The organism is Arsenophonus sp. aPb, assembly GCF_029873475.1.
Lineage (GTDB): Bacteria > Pseudomonadota > Gammaproteobacteria > Enterobacterales > Enterobacteriaceae > Arsenophonus.
This window is the reverse complement of sequence record NZ_CP123499.1, coordinates 744,645-761,801: the sequence shown is the minus strand read 5'-3', so window position 1 is coordinate 761,801 and position 17,157 is coordinate 744,645. Positions and strand designations below refer to the sequence as shown.

General features: G+C 36.8%; 13 protein-coding genes, 1 tRNA gene and 2 pseudogenes. 6 read left to right on the top strand and 10 right to left on the bottom strand.

Annotation, left to right across the window (positions count from 1 at the left end; translation table 11 throughout):
* Positions 1-143 precede the first annotated feature (143 nt).
* A pseudogene (locus tag QE177_RS03260) lies at positions 144-750 on the top strand (DDE-type integrase/transposase/recombinase).
* A gap of 180 nt (positions 751-930) precedes the next feature.
* Here QE177_RS03260 and QE177_RS03255 read toward each other — a convergent pair.
* On the bottom strand, positions 931-2,847 hold the full coding sequence (locus QE177_RS03255) for a collagenase (RefSeq protein ID WP_280551310.1): 1,917 nt from the start codon (positions 2,845-2,847) through the stop codon (positions 931-933).
* A gap of 247 nt (positions 2,848-3,094) precedes the next feature.
* On the opposite strand from QE177_RS03255, the pseudogene QE177_RS03250 reads away from it, so the two are divergent.
* Positions 3,095-3,231: pseudogene (locus QE177_RS03250) on the top strand (recombinase family protein); the annotation flags it as partial.
* Between the two features lie 311 nt (positions 3,232-3,542).
* On the opposite strand, the gene fbaA reads toward QE177_RS03250, so the two are convergent.
* The 6 genes from fbaA to dnaQ form a co-directional block, all read right to left on the bottom strand.
* Positions 3,543-4,622, bottom strand: a complete 1,080-nt coding sequence (gene fbaA, locus QE177_RS03245; RefSeq protein ID WP_280551309.1) for a class II fructose-bisphosphate aldolase — start codon at positions 4,620-4,622, stop codon at positions 3,543-3,545.
* A gap of 61 nt (positions 4,623-4,683) precedes the next feature.
* A complete protein-coding gene (pgk, locus tag QE177_RS03240; protein ID WP_280551308.1) occupies positions 4,684-5,847 on the bottom strand; it encodes a phosphoglycerate kinase in 1,164 nt (387 codons plus the stop codon).
* A gap of 75 nt (positions 5,848-5,922) precedes the next feature.
* Positions 5,923-6,954 carry an erythrose-4-phosphate dehydrogenase gene (epd, locus tag QE177_RS03235; RefSeq protein ID WP_280551307.1) on the bottom strand — a complete coding sequence of 344 codons (1,032 nt, stop codon included), beginning with the start codon at positions 6,952-6,954 and terminating at the stop codon, positions 5,923-5,925.
* A 271-nt stretch (positions 6,955-7,225) separates the two neighbouring features.
* The gene (gene tkt / locus QE177_RS03230; RefSeq protein WP_280551306.1) at positions 7,226-9,220 is read right to left on the bottom strand and encodes a transketolase; all 1,995 of its coding nucleotides are present in this window, start codon (positions 9,218-9,220) and stop codon (positions 7,226-7,228) included.
* 328 nt (positions 9,221-9,548) lie between these two features.
* A tRNA-Asp gene (locus tag QE177_RS03225) sits at positions 9,549-9,625 on the bottom strand.
* 117 nt (positions 9,626-9,742) lie between these two features.
* Positions 9,743-10,507: a DNA polymerase III subunit epsilon gene (dnaQ, locus tag QE177_RS03220; RefSeq protein WP_280551305.1), complete on the bottom strand. Its 765-nt coding sequence runs from the start codon at positions 10,505-10,507 to the stop codon at positions 9,743-9,745.
* Between the two features lie 59 nt (positions 10,508-10,566).
* On the opposite strand from dnaQ, the gene rnhA reads away from it, so the two are divergent.
* Positions 10,567-11,037 carry a ribonuclease HI gene (gene rnhA, locus QE177_RS03215; RefSeq protein WP_280551304.1) on the top strand — a complete coding sequence of 157 codons (471 nt, stop codon included), beginning with the start codon at positions 10,567-10,569 and terminating at the stop codon, positions 11,035-11,037.
* Here rnhA and QE177_RS03210 read toward each other — a convergent pair.
* The gene (locus QE177_RS03210; protein WP_280551303.1) at positions 11,034-11,750 is read right to left on the bottom strand and encodes a methyltransferase domain-containing protein; all 717 of its coding nucleotides are present in this window, start codon (positions 11,748-11,750) and stop codon (positions 11,034-11,036) included. The two genes, rnhA and QE177_RS03210, sit on opposite strands and share 4 nt — an antisense overlap.
* 44 nt (positions 11,751-11,794) lie before the next feature.
* Between QE177_RS03210 and gloB the strand changes: the two genes are divergently transcribed.
* Positions 11,795-12,547 (top strand): hydroxyacylglutathione hydrolase, encoded by a 753-nt coding sequence (gloB, locus tag QE177_RS03205; RefSeq protein WP_280551302.1) that lies wholly within the window; start codon positions 11,795-11,797, stop codon positions 12,545-12,547.
* 90 nt (positions 12,548-12,637) lie between these two features.
* Positions 12,638-14,002 carry a murein transglycosylase D gene (mltD, locus tag QE177_RS03200; protein WP_280551301.1) on the top strand — a complete coding sequence of 455 codons (1,365 nt, stop codon included), beginning with the start codon at positions 12,638-12,640 and terminating at the stop codon, positions 14,000-14,002.
* Positions 14,003-14,103: 101 nt separating this feature from the next.
* Here the strand turns inward: mltD and QE177_RS03195 are convergent, their stop codons facing one another.
* Positions 14,104-14,469, bottom strand: a complete 366-nt coding sequence (locus QE177_RS03195; protein ID WP_280551300.1) for a ribonuclease G — start codon at positions 14,467-14,469, stop codon at positions 14,104-14,106.
* Between the two features lie 305 nt (positions 14,470-14,774).
* Here QE177_RS03195 and QE177_RS03190 point away from each other — a divergent pair, with 305 nt between their 5' ends.
* On the top strand, positions 14,775-15,689 hold the full coding sequence (locus tag QE177_RS03190) for a filamentous hemagglutinin N-terminal domain-containing protein (RefSeq protein WP_280551299.1): 915 nt from the start codon (positions 14,775-14,777) through the stop codon (positions 15,687-15,689).
* A gap of 144 nt (positions 15,690-15,833) precedes the next feature.
* Here QE177_RS03190 and eno read toward each other — a convergent pair whose 3' ends face one another.
* Positions 15,834-17,135, bottom strand: coding sequence for a phosphopyruvate hydratase (gene eno / locus QE177_RS03185; RefSeq protein WP_280551298.1), 1,302 nt, complete (start codon positions 17,133-17,135; stop codon positions 15,834-15,836).
* Between the last annotated feature and the right edge of the window lie 22 nt (positions 17,136-17,157).

Here is a 17,157-nt window from a genome sequence, read left to right as displayed (position 1 = left end):
TCCGCTATTTACTTCAACATTCACCTATCTAATGAAAAATTTAATATAGTGTGCGGCAATCATGTTGGCCAATTTTATTTAAAAATAATATTACAAAAATTTAACAATGGTGGGCTGGCTATTTTTTACCAAAGGAATAACGCGTGAATCCATTCAAGGTTAGGTATTTTTAAGAAAATAATCATTTTGTGGGCAGTTCGCGAATTCTGTAAACATGGCATTAATTATCGCTAATTACAAACATGCAGGACAAACCTGGAATCAGAGTCAATCACACTACCCTTTTCCGTTGAGTTTAGCGTTATGTAGCGCGATGAAATCTATGTGAAAATTAATAACCGGTTGGCATATCTTTAACGGGTCGTCAATACCCAAGATTTTATCCTTCCATACACCACAATAACAAAGCAACTTATCGTTTTCTCGGTAAGATTCCCGATAACATGAAAAAGCGGCAGATCCCACGCTTTATTAATACTGACAATGCGCCTAAATATGGTCATACTCTGGCATTACTGAATCGGGTGGGAAAATACCAGCCAGATAAAATATAGCAACAAAGTTATCAAATGCGATCATAGCAAGCTGAAACGGATAATTAATACCACTCTGGGCTTCAAATCGATGAAGACCGCGTAAGCTACTATAAAGGGGATTGAAGTGATGCGGGCTCTGCTACAGACAGAACCATTTTACTACGACAATCCCCTGGATGAAATAAGCTTAATGAACAGCGTTTTGGAAATGTAATCTCAGTTACTGCACCGAAACTCTCTCCATACTCATATTTTCAGCAATAGCAAAAACTGATATTGTTTATATCTTAATTTCTGTCTGTTAATTAACTATTCCATGAATTTCAATCAAAAAATCAATATCATCATGATCGAGATTAGCACGAATGATAGTTTTTATTATTTAATGGTGAATTTAACCATATCTTCTAAAATGAGAATTTCTATTTATACTTCTTAAATAATTTACTTGTTGATCTAACCAATGATTAAATTCTTCCTTATACTGATGTCCAAACTTATTTAATAATTTTGAATAGGATAAGTTATTACTTTCTAATTGAATTGGTTGTCTAAGTGCGCGTACTAATTCACTACGAACAGAACGAAGTTGTGGGGAACTATCAAGAAATTTATGCACAAAATATGGCCAAACGTATAATCTTTCACTGTGACCATTAGCAGAAAAACTATCAATATCTATAATTTGATCTAAAGTAGGTCGCCTATTAACCGAACAATACATTAAAGTTTGGGTTGCATATTTATTTTTTTCACCGTGAGATATATATTCAGCAAGTCCTTCACTCCACCATGAAATTTCTTCAGAGGAAAATTCTGCTGCATCACCATACTTATTATATTTACCATCAAGATAATGGACAATTTCGTGCCCAAAGTTATGGACATCATTTCCTTTCATATAAATAAAGATGCGAGGCTGATTATTAGGATCTTTAGGATTTCCTTCAATATAAATACCTCCATTGTTAGTATCTATACGAAAAGGATAATTACCATAACGGTTATAAAGTTCTTTGTTCTTCATGATTATAATTTCTAATGGTTTGGAATAATCATCTTTTATTTGTTTTTTCCCAAAAATATTATGAAAATTATTTAAAACTTTATCAGCTATAATATTAAGTTTATTTCTTTCTTCATTATTAAAATTATAAGAAGATATTACTTTATGCTCACTATTAAGTTTAAAACTATGAGGAATAATTTCTTCTTCTCTAATAGGTTTAAGAAAGTTATAAAAGTTCGATCCGTTATTTTTTTCAATACTCCTTCCAGTATCTTCTAAATATTTAGCAAGAACTACACTAATTTCTTCACGTAAATCATTTTTAGCCGGCAGATCTTTATAGTTTTTTAATATAGATTGCAGATTGGAATCAATCTTATCGCGTGTTAGAGTCCAAGTATTAGGATTATTAATTTTCTCAACGTTGATAATATGAGCTAATGTATTCATACTACAACGTAAATGATAAAGGGGGAAAGTATCTTTTTTTACATCAACAATTTCTAAAGATTGGCTAATTGTTTTAAATAAAGTGGATTCTATTATTTCCTTATTTTTAGATAATAGTTGGCTATCTAGTGTTCCTGGTCTTATGTAACAAAGTAGATTTAGAATCCTACCTAAATTTACTGAAAAAGCGTAATTTTTTAATAGTTTTTCTTGATTTAAAACATAATACCGTAATATCGTATCAATATCAGAATAATTTATAACTAAATTATTTCCTGTTACATTCTTTCGACTCATCTCGGTTGTTGCTGCAACCCAACATTCTGTTAATGTTAATAAATCCTTATTTGGTTCTGATGATAATAGTGACAAAGTCTTATAAGTTTGAGATAGATAGTTTCCTATTTTTTGTAATGATTTTGAGGCAATATTATTTTCTGCGCGCCAAGATGGATCTGCTGTATTAATTCTATGATATAAACTTTCAATATATTTTGACAACAAACTAAGATTTTTTATATTTTTTCCTGGATTATCAATTAGCTTATCGATTACATTAATTGCTGCAATTAATGTTTTTTGGCTATGCGGGTAACTTGTCTTTAAAAATAATTCTTTTTCATCATAAAGATCTTCCATTAACCTCTTTTCCATAGAGGTAAGCTCTATATTGGATGGCATATGTGTTAAATATCTTGGGAGATTTTTTTGTTCATAGTTATTAACCTCATTTAAATGTTTTTCTTTCGTTGATTGCCCTTCCAAAATATTAACATCTTTAACGTTATTTACATTTTCATAATAAAGATTAGATTTATAATTAACATTAACAGCGTTTAAGTTTATTGTCATAATAGGTTAATTCCATTTACTTTCAAAATTTAAATAAAATAACAAAATTATCATTGATAAGTTACATAACATACCAAATTTTAAAAGACACTTCACTTATTTTTAATTTTCCGGCAAGGATACTATAATATAAATTAAGATATAGATTTTTAGATAGTTAAAAACTTTGGCTTTAAAATGTTTATTAAATCATTCTATAAAAAATAAAAGAGATTCGCTGAGTTTAAATCGATTAAGAAGAAAATTAATATGGCTTTTTGGTTATGCCAGAGTTTACCCCGTCAACAATCGCTCGATATTCAAATTAATGCCCTTAAAGAAGCCGCTGTAAGAACAAATCGACTTTTTACTGATAAGACATCAGGTAGTCTCACTAAACAAGAATACTACCACTACCGCTTTTCCACGCTGAAATCAACGATAAAGGGTTGTAAGTTCGGCACTCATCTAAATTCGATCTGCAATGGCGATAATGAATGCCATTTTTGCATTACCAGCGTTCTATAGAGGGTTAAGCTACGGCCATTCTGGGCACCATTGGTTAATCGTTAGGGACAATTATCAACGATCTGCTATTTGCAAAAGTGCTTTTTCCTAGCGAAATAAACAGCAGATAAAAAATGAGCTTACGTTAGGTAAAAAAAACCCTATGATGAACCACAGGGTTGAGAACCAGGGAATAAAATAGCGATTAGTTACAGCACATTGATACAATTTAACTCTTTATATGCAAGTTCTAAACGCGCAATCATAGAAGTCTGACCCGCACGCAGCCAAACACGAGGGTCATAATATTTTTTATTAGGTTTATCTTCACCTTCTGGATTACCCAATTGGCTTTGTAGATAACCTTCATTTTTCTTATAATAATTCAAAATGCCTTCCCAAGTGGCCCACTGGGTGTCAGTATCAATATTCATTTTTACCACACCATAACTGACTGCTTCTTTAATCTCTTCAGCAGTAGAGCCTGAACCACCATGGAAAACAAAATTCAGATTATTTTCCGCTGGCAAATTAAATTTCTGCGCAACGTATTCTTGTGAATTCTTAAGGATCTTTGGTGTTAATTGAACATTACCTGGCTTATAAACACCATGTACATTACCGAAAGATGCCGCAATCGTAAATCGATGACTAATTTTACTTAATTGCTCATAGGCATAGGCGACATCTTCAGGTTGGGTATAAAGTGATGAGCTATCTAAGCCGGTGTTATCGACACCATCTTCCTCACCACCGGTACAACCTAACTCAATTTCTAACGTCATGCCCATTTTGCTCATCCGTTGCAAATATTGGGAGCAAATAGCAATATTTTCCGCCAATGACTCTTCAGACAAATCGATCATATGAGATGAAAACAGAGGTTTACCGGTGGTTTTATAATATTCCTCACCCGCATCGAGTAAGCCGTCAATCCAAGGTAGTAGTTTACGTGCACAATGATCAGTGTGTAAGATCACAGGTACACCATAATGTTTTGCCATTTGATGTACATGATGAGCACCTGAAATTGCCCCTAAAATCGCAGCTTGCTGGCCTTCTGCTTTTAAACCTTTACCGGCGATAAACGCGGCACCACCGTTAGAAAATTGGACAATGACCGGAGAACGAACTTTAGCGGCAGTTTCCAAAACAGCATTAATCGAATCTGTACCTACACAATTAACGGCTGGCAACGCAAATTTATGCTCTTTCGCAATGGCAAAAACTTTTTGCACATCATCGCCGGTAATAACACCTGGTTTAACAAAGTCAAAAATCTTAGACATGAGATAAAGTCCTATTATTGGACAGGTGATCAATATTACCTGTCATTTTTTTCAGATATAATTACTGTTTTGCGCGTTCTTCTAACACGACGACTGCAGGTAATTTTTTACCTTCCACAAATTCAAGAAAAGCACCACCGCCAGTAGAAATATAAGAGATTTTATCCGCAATACCAAACAGATCAATAGCGGCTAACGTATCACCACCACCAGCAATAGAAAAAGCGTTGCTCTCTGCAATCGCTTGTGCAATCACTGCAGTGCCATGACGAAAATTAGGGAATTCAAAAACTCCAACCGGGCCATTCCATAAAATCGTTTTTGCCTTTTTAAGAATATCAGCCAAACGTTCAGCAGTTTCATCACCTAGGTCCAAAATCTGTTCATCATCTTTGACATCATTGACCGATTTCATCACTGCTTCTGCCGTTTCAGAAAATTCAGTCGCCACACGAACATCGGTTGGAACAGGAATATCGCAAGTCGATAATAATTTTTCTGCTTCTGGGATCAAATCATCTTCATATAGAGAACGGCCGACTTTATGTCCTTCAGCAGCAATAAAAGTATTGGCAATACCCCCTCCGACAATAATTTGGTCGGCAATTTTGGCTAAAGAATCCAAGACAGTTAATTTAGTAGAAACTTTTGAACCTCCAACAATTGCCACCATTGGGCGAGCAGGCTCTTTTAATGCTTTACCTAATGCCTCCAACTCTGCAGATAACAGTGGCCCTGCACATGCGATAGGTGCAAATTTTGCCACACCATGGGTTGATGCCTGAGCACGATGGGCAGTACCAAATGCATCCATTACAAAGATGTCACAAAGTGCAGCATATTGCTTAGATAAAGTTTCATCATCCTTTTTCTCACCCCTATTAAAGCGTACATTCTCAAGCACCACTAGCTCGCCATTAGCAACTTCAACTCCATTTAAATAATCTTTTACCAAACGCACAGGGTAATCGAGCTTATCTGCTAAATAGTCTACAACGGGTTTCAATGAAAATTCCTCATTATACTCACCTTCAATGGGGCGACCTAAATGAGACGTTACCATTACCTTTGCGCCTTGTTTTAAAGCAGCTTCAATCGTCGGTAAAGAAGCACGGATCCGTGCATCAGAGGTAACTTTGCCATCTTTGACAGGAACGTTTAGGTCAGCCCGGATGAATATTTTTTTACCCGCCAGATCTAAATCGGTCATCTTAATTACAGACATGGTGAATCCTCTCGTTGATTCTCTAAATTATTAATCTTCTGCTGTGTATGGGGAACAATATGCCCATACTGTCTGTCAACAGATAGATTTGTTGAAACCAGTAGCAGCCATTGCTAATGTCGTATCAAGCATACGATTGGCAAAACCCCACTCATTATCACACCAAACTAAAATCTTAATCAGGTGTTGCCCACTAACACGTGTTTGCGTACCATCTACAATAGCACTATGTGGATCATGATTAAAATCGGTTGATACTAACGGCAATTCTGTATAATCAACTATACCACGAAATGAGCCCTTTGCTGCCTGTTGCAATAGCTGATTGACTTTCGTCACCGTTACTTTAGATCTTACCGTCACACTCAGATCAATTGCCGTTACATTGATAGTTGGTACGCGAACCGATATTGCTTCAAAATGATCTTTGAATTTAGGAAATACTCGTGTGATCCCCGCAGCCAATTTGGTATCAACAGGAATAATAGATTGGCTAGCCGCACGTGTTCGACGTAAGTCTGGGTGATAAGCATCAATAACCGGCTGATCATTCATTGCAGCGTGAATCGTTGTCACTGTACCAGACTCAATATCCAAAGCATCATCTAATATTTTTATCACAGGAATAATACAATTTGTGGTACATGATGCGTTTGATACCAATTGATCACCATTTTTCAAACTGGTTTCATTAACACCGTAGACAATAGTTGCATCCAGATCAGGACTTCCCGGATGGGAAAATAGAACCTTTTTTGCACCACTGAATAAGTGCGCATTACCATCGGCCTTTGAACCATAAACACCGGTGCAGTCGAGTACTATATCAATATCCAATGCCCGCCATGGCAGTTTTTCAATCTCCGGTTGATGAAAGAGATGAATATTGTCATTACCTACCACTAACAAATCATTATCCAGGCGCACATCCCAGGCAAATCGACCATGACTAGAGTCATACTTCAATAAATGCGCTATCCCTTGTGCAGTAGCAATTTCATTAATCGCAATAACAGCAATTTGAGCGCGGTGATCTGATTCATAAAGCGCTCTCAATACGCTACGCCCTATTCGCCCAAAACCATTAATTGCTACTCTAACTACCATACTATTCCTTCAATTTAACAACTAATGTATTAACGGCTAAGAATACTGATAATTACAGCTTTTGTACTGAGGATTTTTGTTGTTAATCATAAAAAGTGTGCTTTTGATCAATAAATCTATTAACTTCAAAAAACTGAAACGTTTCAGCTTAATAAAAACAGGTTACGACAATAAAAAAGAGGTTCGCAATAGGTTCGGATCATCAGTTGAAATAAAAAGAGCGTACCTAATCATATAAATCTGACCAATACGCTCACATTATTTTCGTCACTTACGTCAATAAAGATTTAGCCTTTGCAATCACATTTTCCACGCTAAAACCAAATTCTTTAAATAAAATCTCTGCCGGTGCTGATTCACCAAAAGTATGCATACCAACAACCGCACCGGTTGTGCCAACATATTTGTACCAATAATCTGCAATGCCCGCCTCAACTGCAAGTCGTGCAGTCACTGAAGAGGGTAATACAGACTCACGATAAGCGGCGTCCTGCTTATCAAAAGTATCCGTTGATGGCATAGAAACCACCCGTACTTTATAACCTTCCACAGTCAACTTTTCGTAAGCCTTAACAGCTAATCCAACTTCAGAGCCTGTTGCAATCAAAATAAGCGCTGGTGTGGTTTCACTATCTTTCAGCACATAAGCCCCTTTAATAATGTTGGCTAACTGTTTAGCATCACGTGGCTGTTGCTCAAGATTTTGCCGGGAAAAAATCAACGCACTTGGCCCCTGTTTACGCTCAATCGCATACTGCCAAGCAATAGCCGATTCAACCTGATCACAAGGACGCCAAGTACTCATATTAGGCGTCATACGCAAACTGGCTAATTGCTCAACAGGTTGATGGGTTGGGCCATCTTCACCCAGACCGATAGAATCATGAGTATAAACAAAAATACTACGAATTTTCATTAACGCAGCCATACGCACTGCATTACGGGCATACTCAACAAACATTAAAAAGGTTGCACCATAGGGTATAAAACCACCATGCAATGCGATGCCATTCATAATCGCCGACATACCAAATTCACGTACACCATAGTGAATATAATTGCCTGCTGGAGAGTCTTTTATTGATTTAGAAGCCGACCACATAGTCAAATTACTGGGTGCTAAATCAGCAGAGCCGCCTAAAAGTTCAGGTAATTGCTTACCGAAAACTTCCAATGTATTTTGTGAAGCTTTACGGCTGGCAATGTTGGCAGGGTTTCGTTGCAATTCGCTGACAAAATCATTTGCCATAGCTTGCCAATTAACCGGTAATTCACCTTGGGTACGACGTATAAATTCATCGGCAAGTTGCGGAAAAGCCTGTTGATAAGCGGCAAATTTTTCACGCCAAGCGGTCTCTTTTTTCTGGCCTATTTCGCGAGCATCCCAGGCTTTATAAATATCTGCTGGTATTTCAAAAGCTGGATAAGGCCAATTTAGTGCCGTTCGAGTTTCAGCAATCTCCGTTTCACCCAAAGGCGAACCGTGCGCTTCTTCAGAACCAGCCTTATGTGGCGAGCCATAACCAATTATTGTTTTGCAGATTAATAGAGAGGGTTTATCGGTAACTTTACGGGCTTGTTCTATCGCTGACTTGATTTGTTCTGGATCATGTCCATCAATACCCTTGATAACATGCCAGTGATAAGCGGCAAAACGTTCAGCAGTATTATCCGTAAACCAACCTTGTACCTCACCATCGATTGAAATACCGTTATCATCATAAAAGGCAATCAGTTTACCTAATTTCAGTGTTCCGGCCAGTGAGCAAGCTTCATGTGATATTCCTTCCATCATGCAGCCATCTCCCATAAATACATAAGTAAAATGATCAACAATATTATGGTCTGGACGATTAAATTGCGCGGCTAACGTTCGCTCGGCAATAGCAAACCCAACAGCATTTGCGATCCCTTGCCCGAGCGGGCCTGTCGTGGTTTCAACACCTGGAGTATAACCATATTCTGGATGTCCCGGTGTTTTGGAATGAAGTTGGCGAAAATTTTTTAACTCTTCGATTGGTAAATCATAACCAGTAAGATGTAGCAAACTATAAAGTAACATAGAGCCATGGCCATTAGATAATACAAAACGGTCACGATCTACCCAGCTAGGATCAGCAGGATTGTGATCCAGATAGTCACGCCAGAGTACTTCAGCGATATCCGCCATTCCCATTGGCGCTCCTGGATGCCCTGACTTTGCTTTCTGTACCGCATCCATACTGAGGAAACGAATAGCATTAGCAAGGATTTTACGAGTGATCATTGTTTACTCCATCTCGAATAAATAGCAAATTTCACACTGATTTTTCAATGCTACTTTGTCATTTTAACAGTTAAAATTTAATCTAGGTACCTAGCCTAAATAACCAACGGTAACAAAATATTCATTAATCACAAAGGAATCAAAAATAAGTCAATGAAAAAATAATAACAACACAGTTTGTGCTACATCGAAAACCAAAACACTGACATCCTAATTTTTTCTAAGCAAAAAGGCTGTGAGATTGAATATGATTTTACTGGAAAAAGGGTGCCAATTATCTTAAAAAAACAAAAAACCCCGAGACTTATTGCTCAGGGTTTCATAATATTGGCGGTGCGGACGGGACTCGAACCCGCGACCCCCGGCGTGACAGGCCGGTATTCTAACCAACTGAACTACCGCACCACGGTATAATCGAGTTAAGAACGGCCATGATATTACGAATCGGCTCTCTATACGTCAATATCTTTTAGAAAAAAAATCACTGTTTGCACATTTTTTCAGCTAAAAATGCAATAATGGTTAATGTTTAACCTGATCTGTTTCGCTATTACTCAACCGCCAAAGCGAAATCTTGCCACTTTTCTTTTCAATCAAATCCAGTCTTGCTTCATGGGCAGCAATTTCTTCCTGATTAGCATAAATTACACTTAATCCTGTCGCCTCTCTCTCTATCCGTTTAATGTCACCTATATAGACCTCACTACCCGGCTCTGAATCAACTGAAAAAGCTAAAGAGGTTTGGCCTCCAGTCATTGCCATATAAACTTCAGCCAGGATCTCAGCATCGAGCAATGCACCGTGTAATGTGCGCTTTGAGTTATCAATATGATAACGATCACATAAAGCATCAAGGTTATTTCGTTTTCCCGGAAACAACTTTCTGGCCAGCACTAAACTATCCGTGATCTGACAAAAGTTGGCTGTTGGAGGAATATCTCTATTTAGTTTAGAAAATTCATAGTCCATAAATCCAATATCAAAAGGGGCATTATGGATGACTAACTCAGCACCGCGAATAAAGTCTAAAAATTCATCCGCGATTTGGGCAAAAGTTGGTTTATCTTGTAAAAACTCATCACTAATGCCATGAACTTCGAAAGCTTCAGGATCAACTAAGCGTGCTGGTTTTATATAAACATGAAAATGACGGCCAGTAAGACGGCGATTAATTACTTCTACCGCGCCTATTTCAATAATATTGTGTCCTTCATAATGGATCCCTAGCTTATTCATACCAGTAGTTTCTGTATCAAGAACAATTTGTCGTGTAATCACTGTGCTCATAGTGCCTTTTTATGTCAGACTTAGGGTTATAAATCACGAATAAAATGAGTTTATCAGAAATGACGAAACAGGTAGAAATTTTCACCGATGGTTCTTGCTTAGGTAATCCAGGCCCAGGCGGTTATGGTATTTTACTCCGTTATAATAAACATGAAAAAACATTAAGCAAAGGCTATTTTCGTACTACCAATAATCGTATGGAGTTAATGGCTGCCATTATTGGTTTGGAAACGCTCAAACAACCCTGCCAGGTTATTTTAACCACAGATAGTCAATATGTACGTCAAGGGATCACCCAATGGATACATAATTGGAAAAGTCGCCAATGGCGACGGGCAGATAAATCGCCTGTCTTAAATGTTGATCTATGGCAACGATTAGACGCAGCAATTTCGCGGCACCAAGTAGAATGGCACTGGGTCAAAGGCCATGCAGGACATCCAGAAAATGAGCGATGCGATGAATTAGCAAAAAATGCGGCAAATTCACCAACAGAAGAGGATAGCGGCTACCAGACGGCACAAAATTAATGACGTTTACGCCAACACTTAGCAACCCCGACTGTATTACCTATTTTCATGCGGGTTCGCATAAGTTTTATTGGTGTTGGCGTCAACGGTAACGTTCTTTTACGGGCAATGATAAGATTGAGACAACCGGCAAATTGCAAATTTCTATTGATAAAATGCTCAGGACTTATCCAAGGTATAATTTGAAAACTTTGCTGATGCAGTACTTCGTAATTCAATAAGCTCAACCAATCAAGTTGACGCCAGGTTGAAAACATATGACTAGGAAAGGGTTGCCGCTTACGTAAAAAAGGAATGCATTTCCCTATACCTAACCAACTAAATGGATTAAAATTAGATAAAATTAGCCAACCATCATCAACCAAAATCCTATCGGCTTCACGCAATAACCAATGTGGATTAGTACTGTAAGATAATTGCTGTATCAAGAGACAGGCATCAATCGATTTGTCCTCGAAAGGCATTTCATTAGGATCACCTAATAATTGAAAGTTACTTCCAGCTATATTCATGCTAAATTGATGAGTAATCAGCGATGATTGAGTGTCAATTTGTAAACTCAATTGACCAATCTTTAACAAATGGAAACCAAATATTTTTGGCCACCATGGTTGTAGCTGCTGGTTTAATGCAATACGATAATACTTGCCCCATGGGATATCTTCCCAGGAGTCAGGCATTTTAGATAGTTGAGCAATACGAGCTGACTTCATTGTAATATCCTTCTAACCCATTAGCTATGAGGCATTATTATATTATGGAGCTTATCAGAATTCCTTCCCTCGTTGATAATTATATATGGCTATTAATCCATCAAGGTAATTGTATTATTGTTGATCCTGGTACCGCTAAGCCAGTACAGCAATTTTTACAACAAAATGCCATAAACCCAATCGCTATTTTACTCACTCATCACCACCATGATCACGTCGATGGAGTCAAAGAATTAAAAAGATATTATCCAGAATTAGTCGTTTATGGCCCAATGGAAACCAGTAGCAAGGGAACAACATGTGTCATAAAAGGCGGAGAACAGCTAAACTTTGCTGGGTTTTCATGGCAAATTTTTGCTGTGCCAGGACATACACTAGGACATGTTGCTTACTATCAAAAACCCTATCTATTTTGCGGTGATACCCTGTTTTCTGGAGGTTGTGGACGTATTTTTGAAGGAACAGCTGAACAAATGTATGAGTCGATTGAAACACTGAAAGCTTTACCTGATGAGACGTTAGTCTGTTGCGCGCATGAGTACACCGCTGCAAATATGGCATTTGCCAGTTATTTGTTACCCCATGATGAGGCGATAAAAGCCTATACTTTAGCCGTCAATCAAAAACGAGCCCAAAAACAACCCACACTACCATCACAACTTAAAGTTGAAAAAGAGATCAATATTTTTTTAAGATCTGACGATCCATATTTACAAAAAGTGTTGGGATTTTCACCTGCTACTGCTTCGAATTGTGATGTATTTGCCAAAATTCGCAAACTAAAAGATCGCTTTTAAATTGATGGTTGTCATTAACCAACGAGATCAGTATCATTGGCCTCTTTATTAAGCAATTGAATAAATAACAGCCTAGGATAGGTTACATAAATGAAGACAAAAGCGATATTATTCGCCTCTGTTTTGCTTGTTGGCTGTCAAATGACACCCAATAAGCAAACACTAGATCCGTCTTCAGCCAATCAAGATATTGAAACCACCGCTTGGGAATCAACCTATTTAATAGAAAATGATTTGTGGGGTTATATTAGTAGTGAGCTGAAAATGGATATTCCTGATAATGCCAGGATCGCAAATCAAATCAAATCTTATTTAGCCAAAGAAAGCTATCTGCAGAATGTGACATTACGCGCAGAGCCTTACATGTATTGGATTGTTGAAAAAATTGATCAGCGCAACTTGCCAATGGAGCTTGCCTTGGTTCCTATTGTTGAAAGTGCTTTTAATCCCCATGCAACCTCACAGGCACAAGCAACAGGTTTATGGCAAATTATTCCATTGACCGGTCAATCCTATGGATTAAAACAAAATAAATGGGTTGATGAACGTAGAGATGTCGCTGCCTCTACTACTGCGGCGCTAAATTTACTAGAACGATTAAATAATCTATTTGACGGTGATTGGCCATTAACATTAGCTGCTTATAATTGTGGTGAAGGCTGTGTACTTAATGCCATCAAGAAAAATGAACTCCTTGGATTACCTACTGATTATTGGTCGTTATCACTACCCAAAGAAACAATGAACTATGTGCCAAAAATTTTGGCTCTCAGTAATATATTACGCAACAGCGATCAATATGCTTTGCCATTACCAACTACTAATAAAAATAATGCGCTTACCCAGGTGAATATCGGCGAACAAATTACTTTACCCCAAGCAGCTAGACTTTCTGGGTTGTCGTTAACTACTCTTAAAGCCTATAATCCTAATTTAAAGCATAATATAACACCACCAGCCGGTCCCTATACTATTATGTTACCAACAGATAAAGCTGAGCTGCTTAAAGACGCGCTTTCGGATCAAGCAGTATTAAATAGTATTCGCCTTGCTGTTGCCAAAAATAATAAACAGCTATTAGCTAAACAACGCGCTATTAATAGTTATAAAGTTAAACGCGGTGATTCTTTATCAATGATCGCCAAACGTTTTAACATAACAACCGATAAACTTAAGTCACTAAATGGTATGAAAACGGCCAACTTGCGGATTGGGCAGACTTTAAAAATTAGCGGCAAACATAGTTACCGTACAACAACTATGATTGCTAAAAATAGCACTTCATTAGGCAAAAAAGGTAAAGTTAATATCAAGACCTACAAAGTCCGTCAAGGCGATTCCTACTATAGTATTGCTAAACGTCATGGTATCGATCTTAAGGATCTGATGAATTGGAATTCTGGCGTTAAAATAGCAGATTTAAAACCGGGGATAACATTAACTATTCACCTCTAATAATATTATGGAAAAATAACCCTTCTATTGAAAGGTTATTTTTCCTCATTAATAAAAATTGACAATTATTTCTTTTTATTATTAGGCATTGAGATAATAATCTATCCCGCCTGAACATGTCCGTAATCTGGACTAGTAAAATAAAAAATAGCAAATACTGAAAAAAATAAAAAATAGAGAATAATAAAAATCAGACTAATAATAAATGCAGCCAATCCAGCTCTATTCCAAGTATCTTGTACCCGTTTAAACGTTCTTACATCACTATAGTTACCATTGCACCATGCCCATTCATTCCCTTTAAAACCACATACAAACATCCAAATAAAATTAAATAGTGGAATAATACAAAGCAGTGGCCAATAAGTTCGATTACCAAACCCCCAAAAAATACTGAACATAAAAGCGCCCCAATTCCACCCTTTAACTTCTTCTGGCATCATTTTTTTCTGGATTTGATTTTCCATAATTAGCTCCTAAAATCACAAGTAAAAAGCAAGTGAAATATAGACGATTTTAATATCAAAGCAAATTTTCTTTTTTATTGTATTTAATATTTATTATAAATAAAAAAATAAATAACTATTTAATTAACTTAAAAAATAAAATATTAGTTCATAAAATCATATTTATAATTAAAAATAATTTGACATTAATTATCTAAAGCAATTTTAAATAAGATTATTGGTGAAATCAAAATCTAGCATTTCATATATAATAAACCTGACATAAATTTTTTATCATAAATATATTAATGTTAAAAGGAGTTATAATGGACTATTACTCAATTTTATCCAAATTAAGTTTAAATTTTATATTATTTATTTTAATTAGTTTTAATAAATTTATTTATGCTGATACTTCTACTATTGAAATTGTAAAACCACTGGAAAATGGGATTTCATATAATACTTTTTCTGAACTTCCTTCCAGTCAAAATAGCATTAGCTTTAATAACGATATCATATCAAATCCAAAACTAGACAATACAGCGGCTAAGATTATTATCGCAGAAATTACTAGTGATAAACACTCTAACCTACAAGGCACAATCGGCATTAAAGGAACTATTGCTGATCTGATTATTGCCAATCCTAATGGAATCAGTTGGAAAAATGGTAAAACAGATAATGTCAAAAATCTGTCACTTATCGCAGGTAAACTGGAAATCCCAGCGGAGAAAACGTTACAACAGCTGAAAAGTCTAAAATTCATTACCACAATAGGTAGTAGTATTAATTTAACTGACGATAGGGAAAATACTTTGCCCATTAATAATCTGGTGAATATTGAGGCTAAAATAAATGTTGCTAAACTTAATCTTTTCGCCGATAAAATTATCATAAATGATAACATTACGCTTAACGCTGGACAGCAACATTACCTTGCTGCAACTGGCGCGATATCCTATAGCCTTCAGCAAGCTAATATTAAACTTAAGCACCTAATCAAACCGGATACTAATCTAACTTATTTACACCATAGTCAACTTAAACTTGACCAACAAGCTATTGTCAAAGGGCAAAATATTTTTCTGGAAAGCCATCCTTATCAATGTAGTAATAGTTATTCATGCAAAAATAATAATATTCAATTAAACGGTACGCTCATCGCGCAAAATTTTTCTCTTCGTGGTGATAGTCTATTTGAAAACTCAGGATTACTAATTTTTGGCCGGCAACCATAATAAATAAATTGATAACATCAATAAACCTTAGCCCTTATTAAGCCATAGACAAAGGGTAAACGACATCCAAGTGATAATTAACAAAAAGGCGAGATAACAATAAGTCTCTCGCCTTTAGTATCTGTTGAATCAACAACGGTAAACTTAAGCCTGGCCTTTCACTTCTTTTAGACCATTAAAAGGAACTTTTTCACCTAATGCTTCTTCAATACGAATTAATTGGTTATATTTAGCTACCCGATCAGAACGGCTCATAGAACCTGTTTTGATCTGACCCGCTGCTGTTCCTACTGCCAAATCTGCAATTGTTGCGTCTTCAGTTTCACCTGAGCGATGTGAGATAACCGCCGTGTAACCCGCATCTTTCGCCATCTTAATTGCTGCTAAAGTTTCGGTTAAGGTACCAATCTGATTGAATTTAATCAAAATGGAATTAGCAATACCTTTTTCGATACCTTCTCGCAAGATCTTGGTATTAGTAACAAATAAATCATCACCCACTAACTGAATTTTGTCACCCAACACTTTAGTCTGATAGGCAAAACCATCCCAATCTGACTCATTAAGCCCATCTTCAATAGAAACGATAGGATATTGTTTGGTTAATTCTTCCAGATAATGGGTAAACTCTTGAGAAGTAAAAATTTTACCTTCCCCTTTCAGTTCATAATTACCGGTTTCCTGGTTGTAGAATTCTGAAGCAGCACAATCCATGGCTAAGGTAATATCTTTACCTAACACATAGCCTGCTGCTTCAACGGCTTCTTTAATTGCGGCTAAAGCGGCAGCATTAGATTCTAAATTTGGCGCATAACCACCTTCATCTCCCACCGCGGTATTCATCCCTTTGGCTTTTAACACTTTTGCCAAGTGATGAAAAACTTCTGAACCCATGCGGACTGCTTCTTTCAAGCTTTTTGCGCCGACTGGCTGGATCATAAACTCTTGAATATCAACATTGTTATCCGCATGTTCGCCACCATTGATAATATTCATCATCGGTAAGGGCATAGAGAATTTACCCGGCGTGCCATTCAATTCAGCAATATGCTCATATAAAGGCATGCCTTTCGCTGCCGCTGCTGCTTTAGCATTAGCCAGTGAAACAGCCAAAATCGCATTAGCACCGAATTTAGATTTATTTTCTGTACCGTCTAATTCGATCATGATTGTATCGATATTAGCCTGATCTTTGGCATCTTGGCCGATCAACGCATCAGCAATCGGGCCATTCACTGCGGCAACTGCTTTCAGGACACCTTTACCTAAAAAGCGAGCTTTATCACCATCACGTAATTCCAATGCTTCTCGTGAACCGGTCGATGCACCAGAGGGAGCCGCGGCTAAACCAACAAATCCCCCTTCTAAATGAACCTCTGCTTCAACAGTCGGATTACCACGGGAGTCGATGATTTCACGCCCGATGACTTTAACGATTTTGGACATTAAATTTTCCTCAGTACAAGTT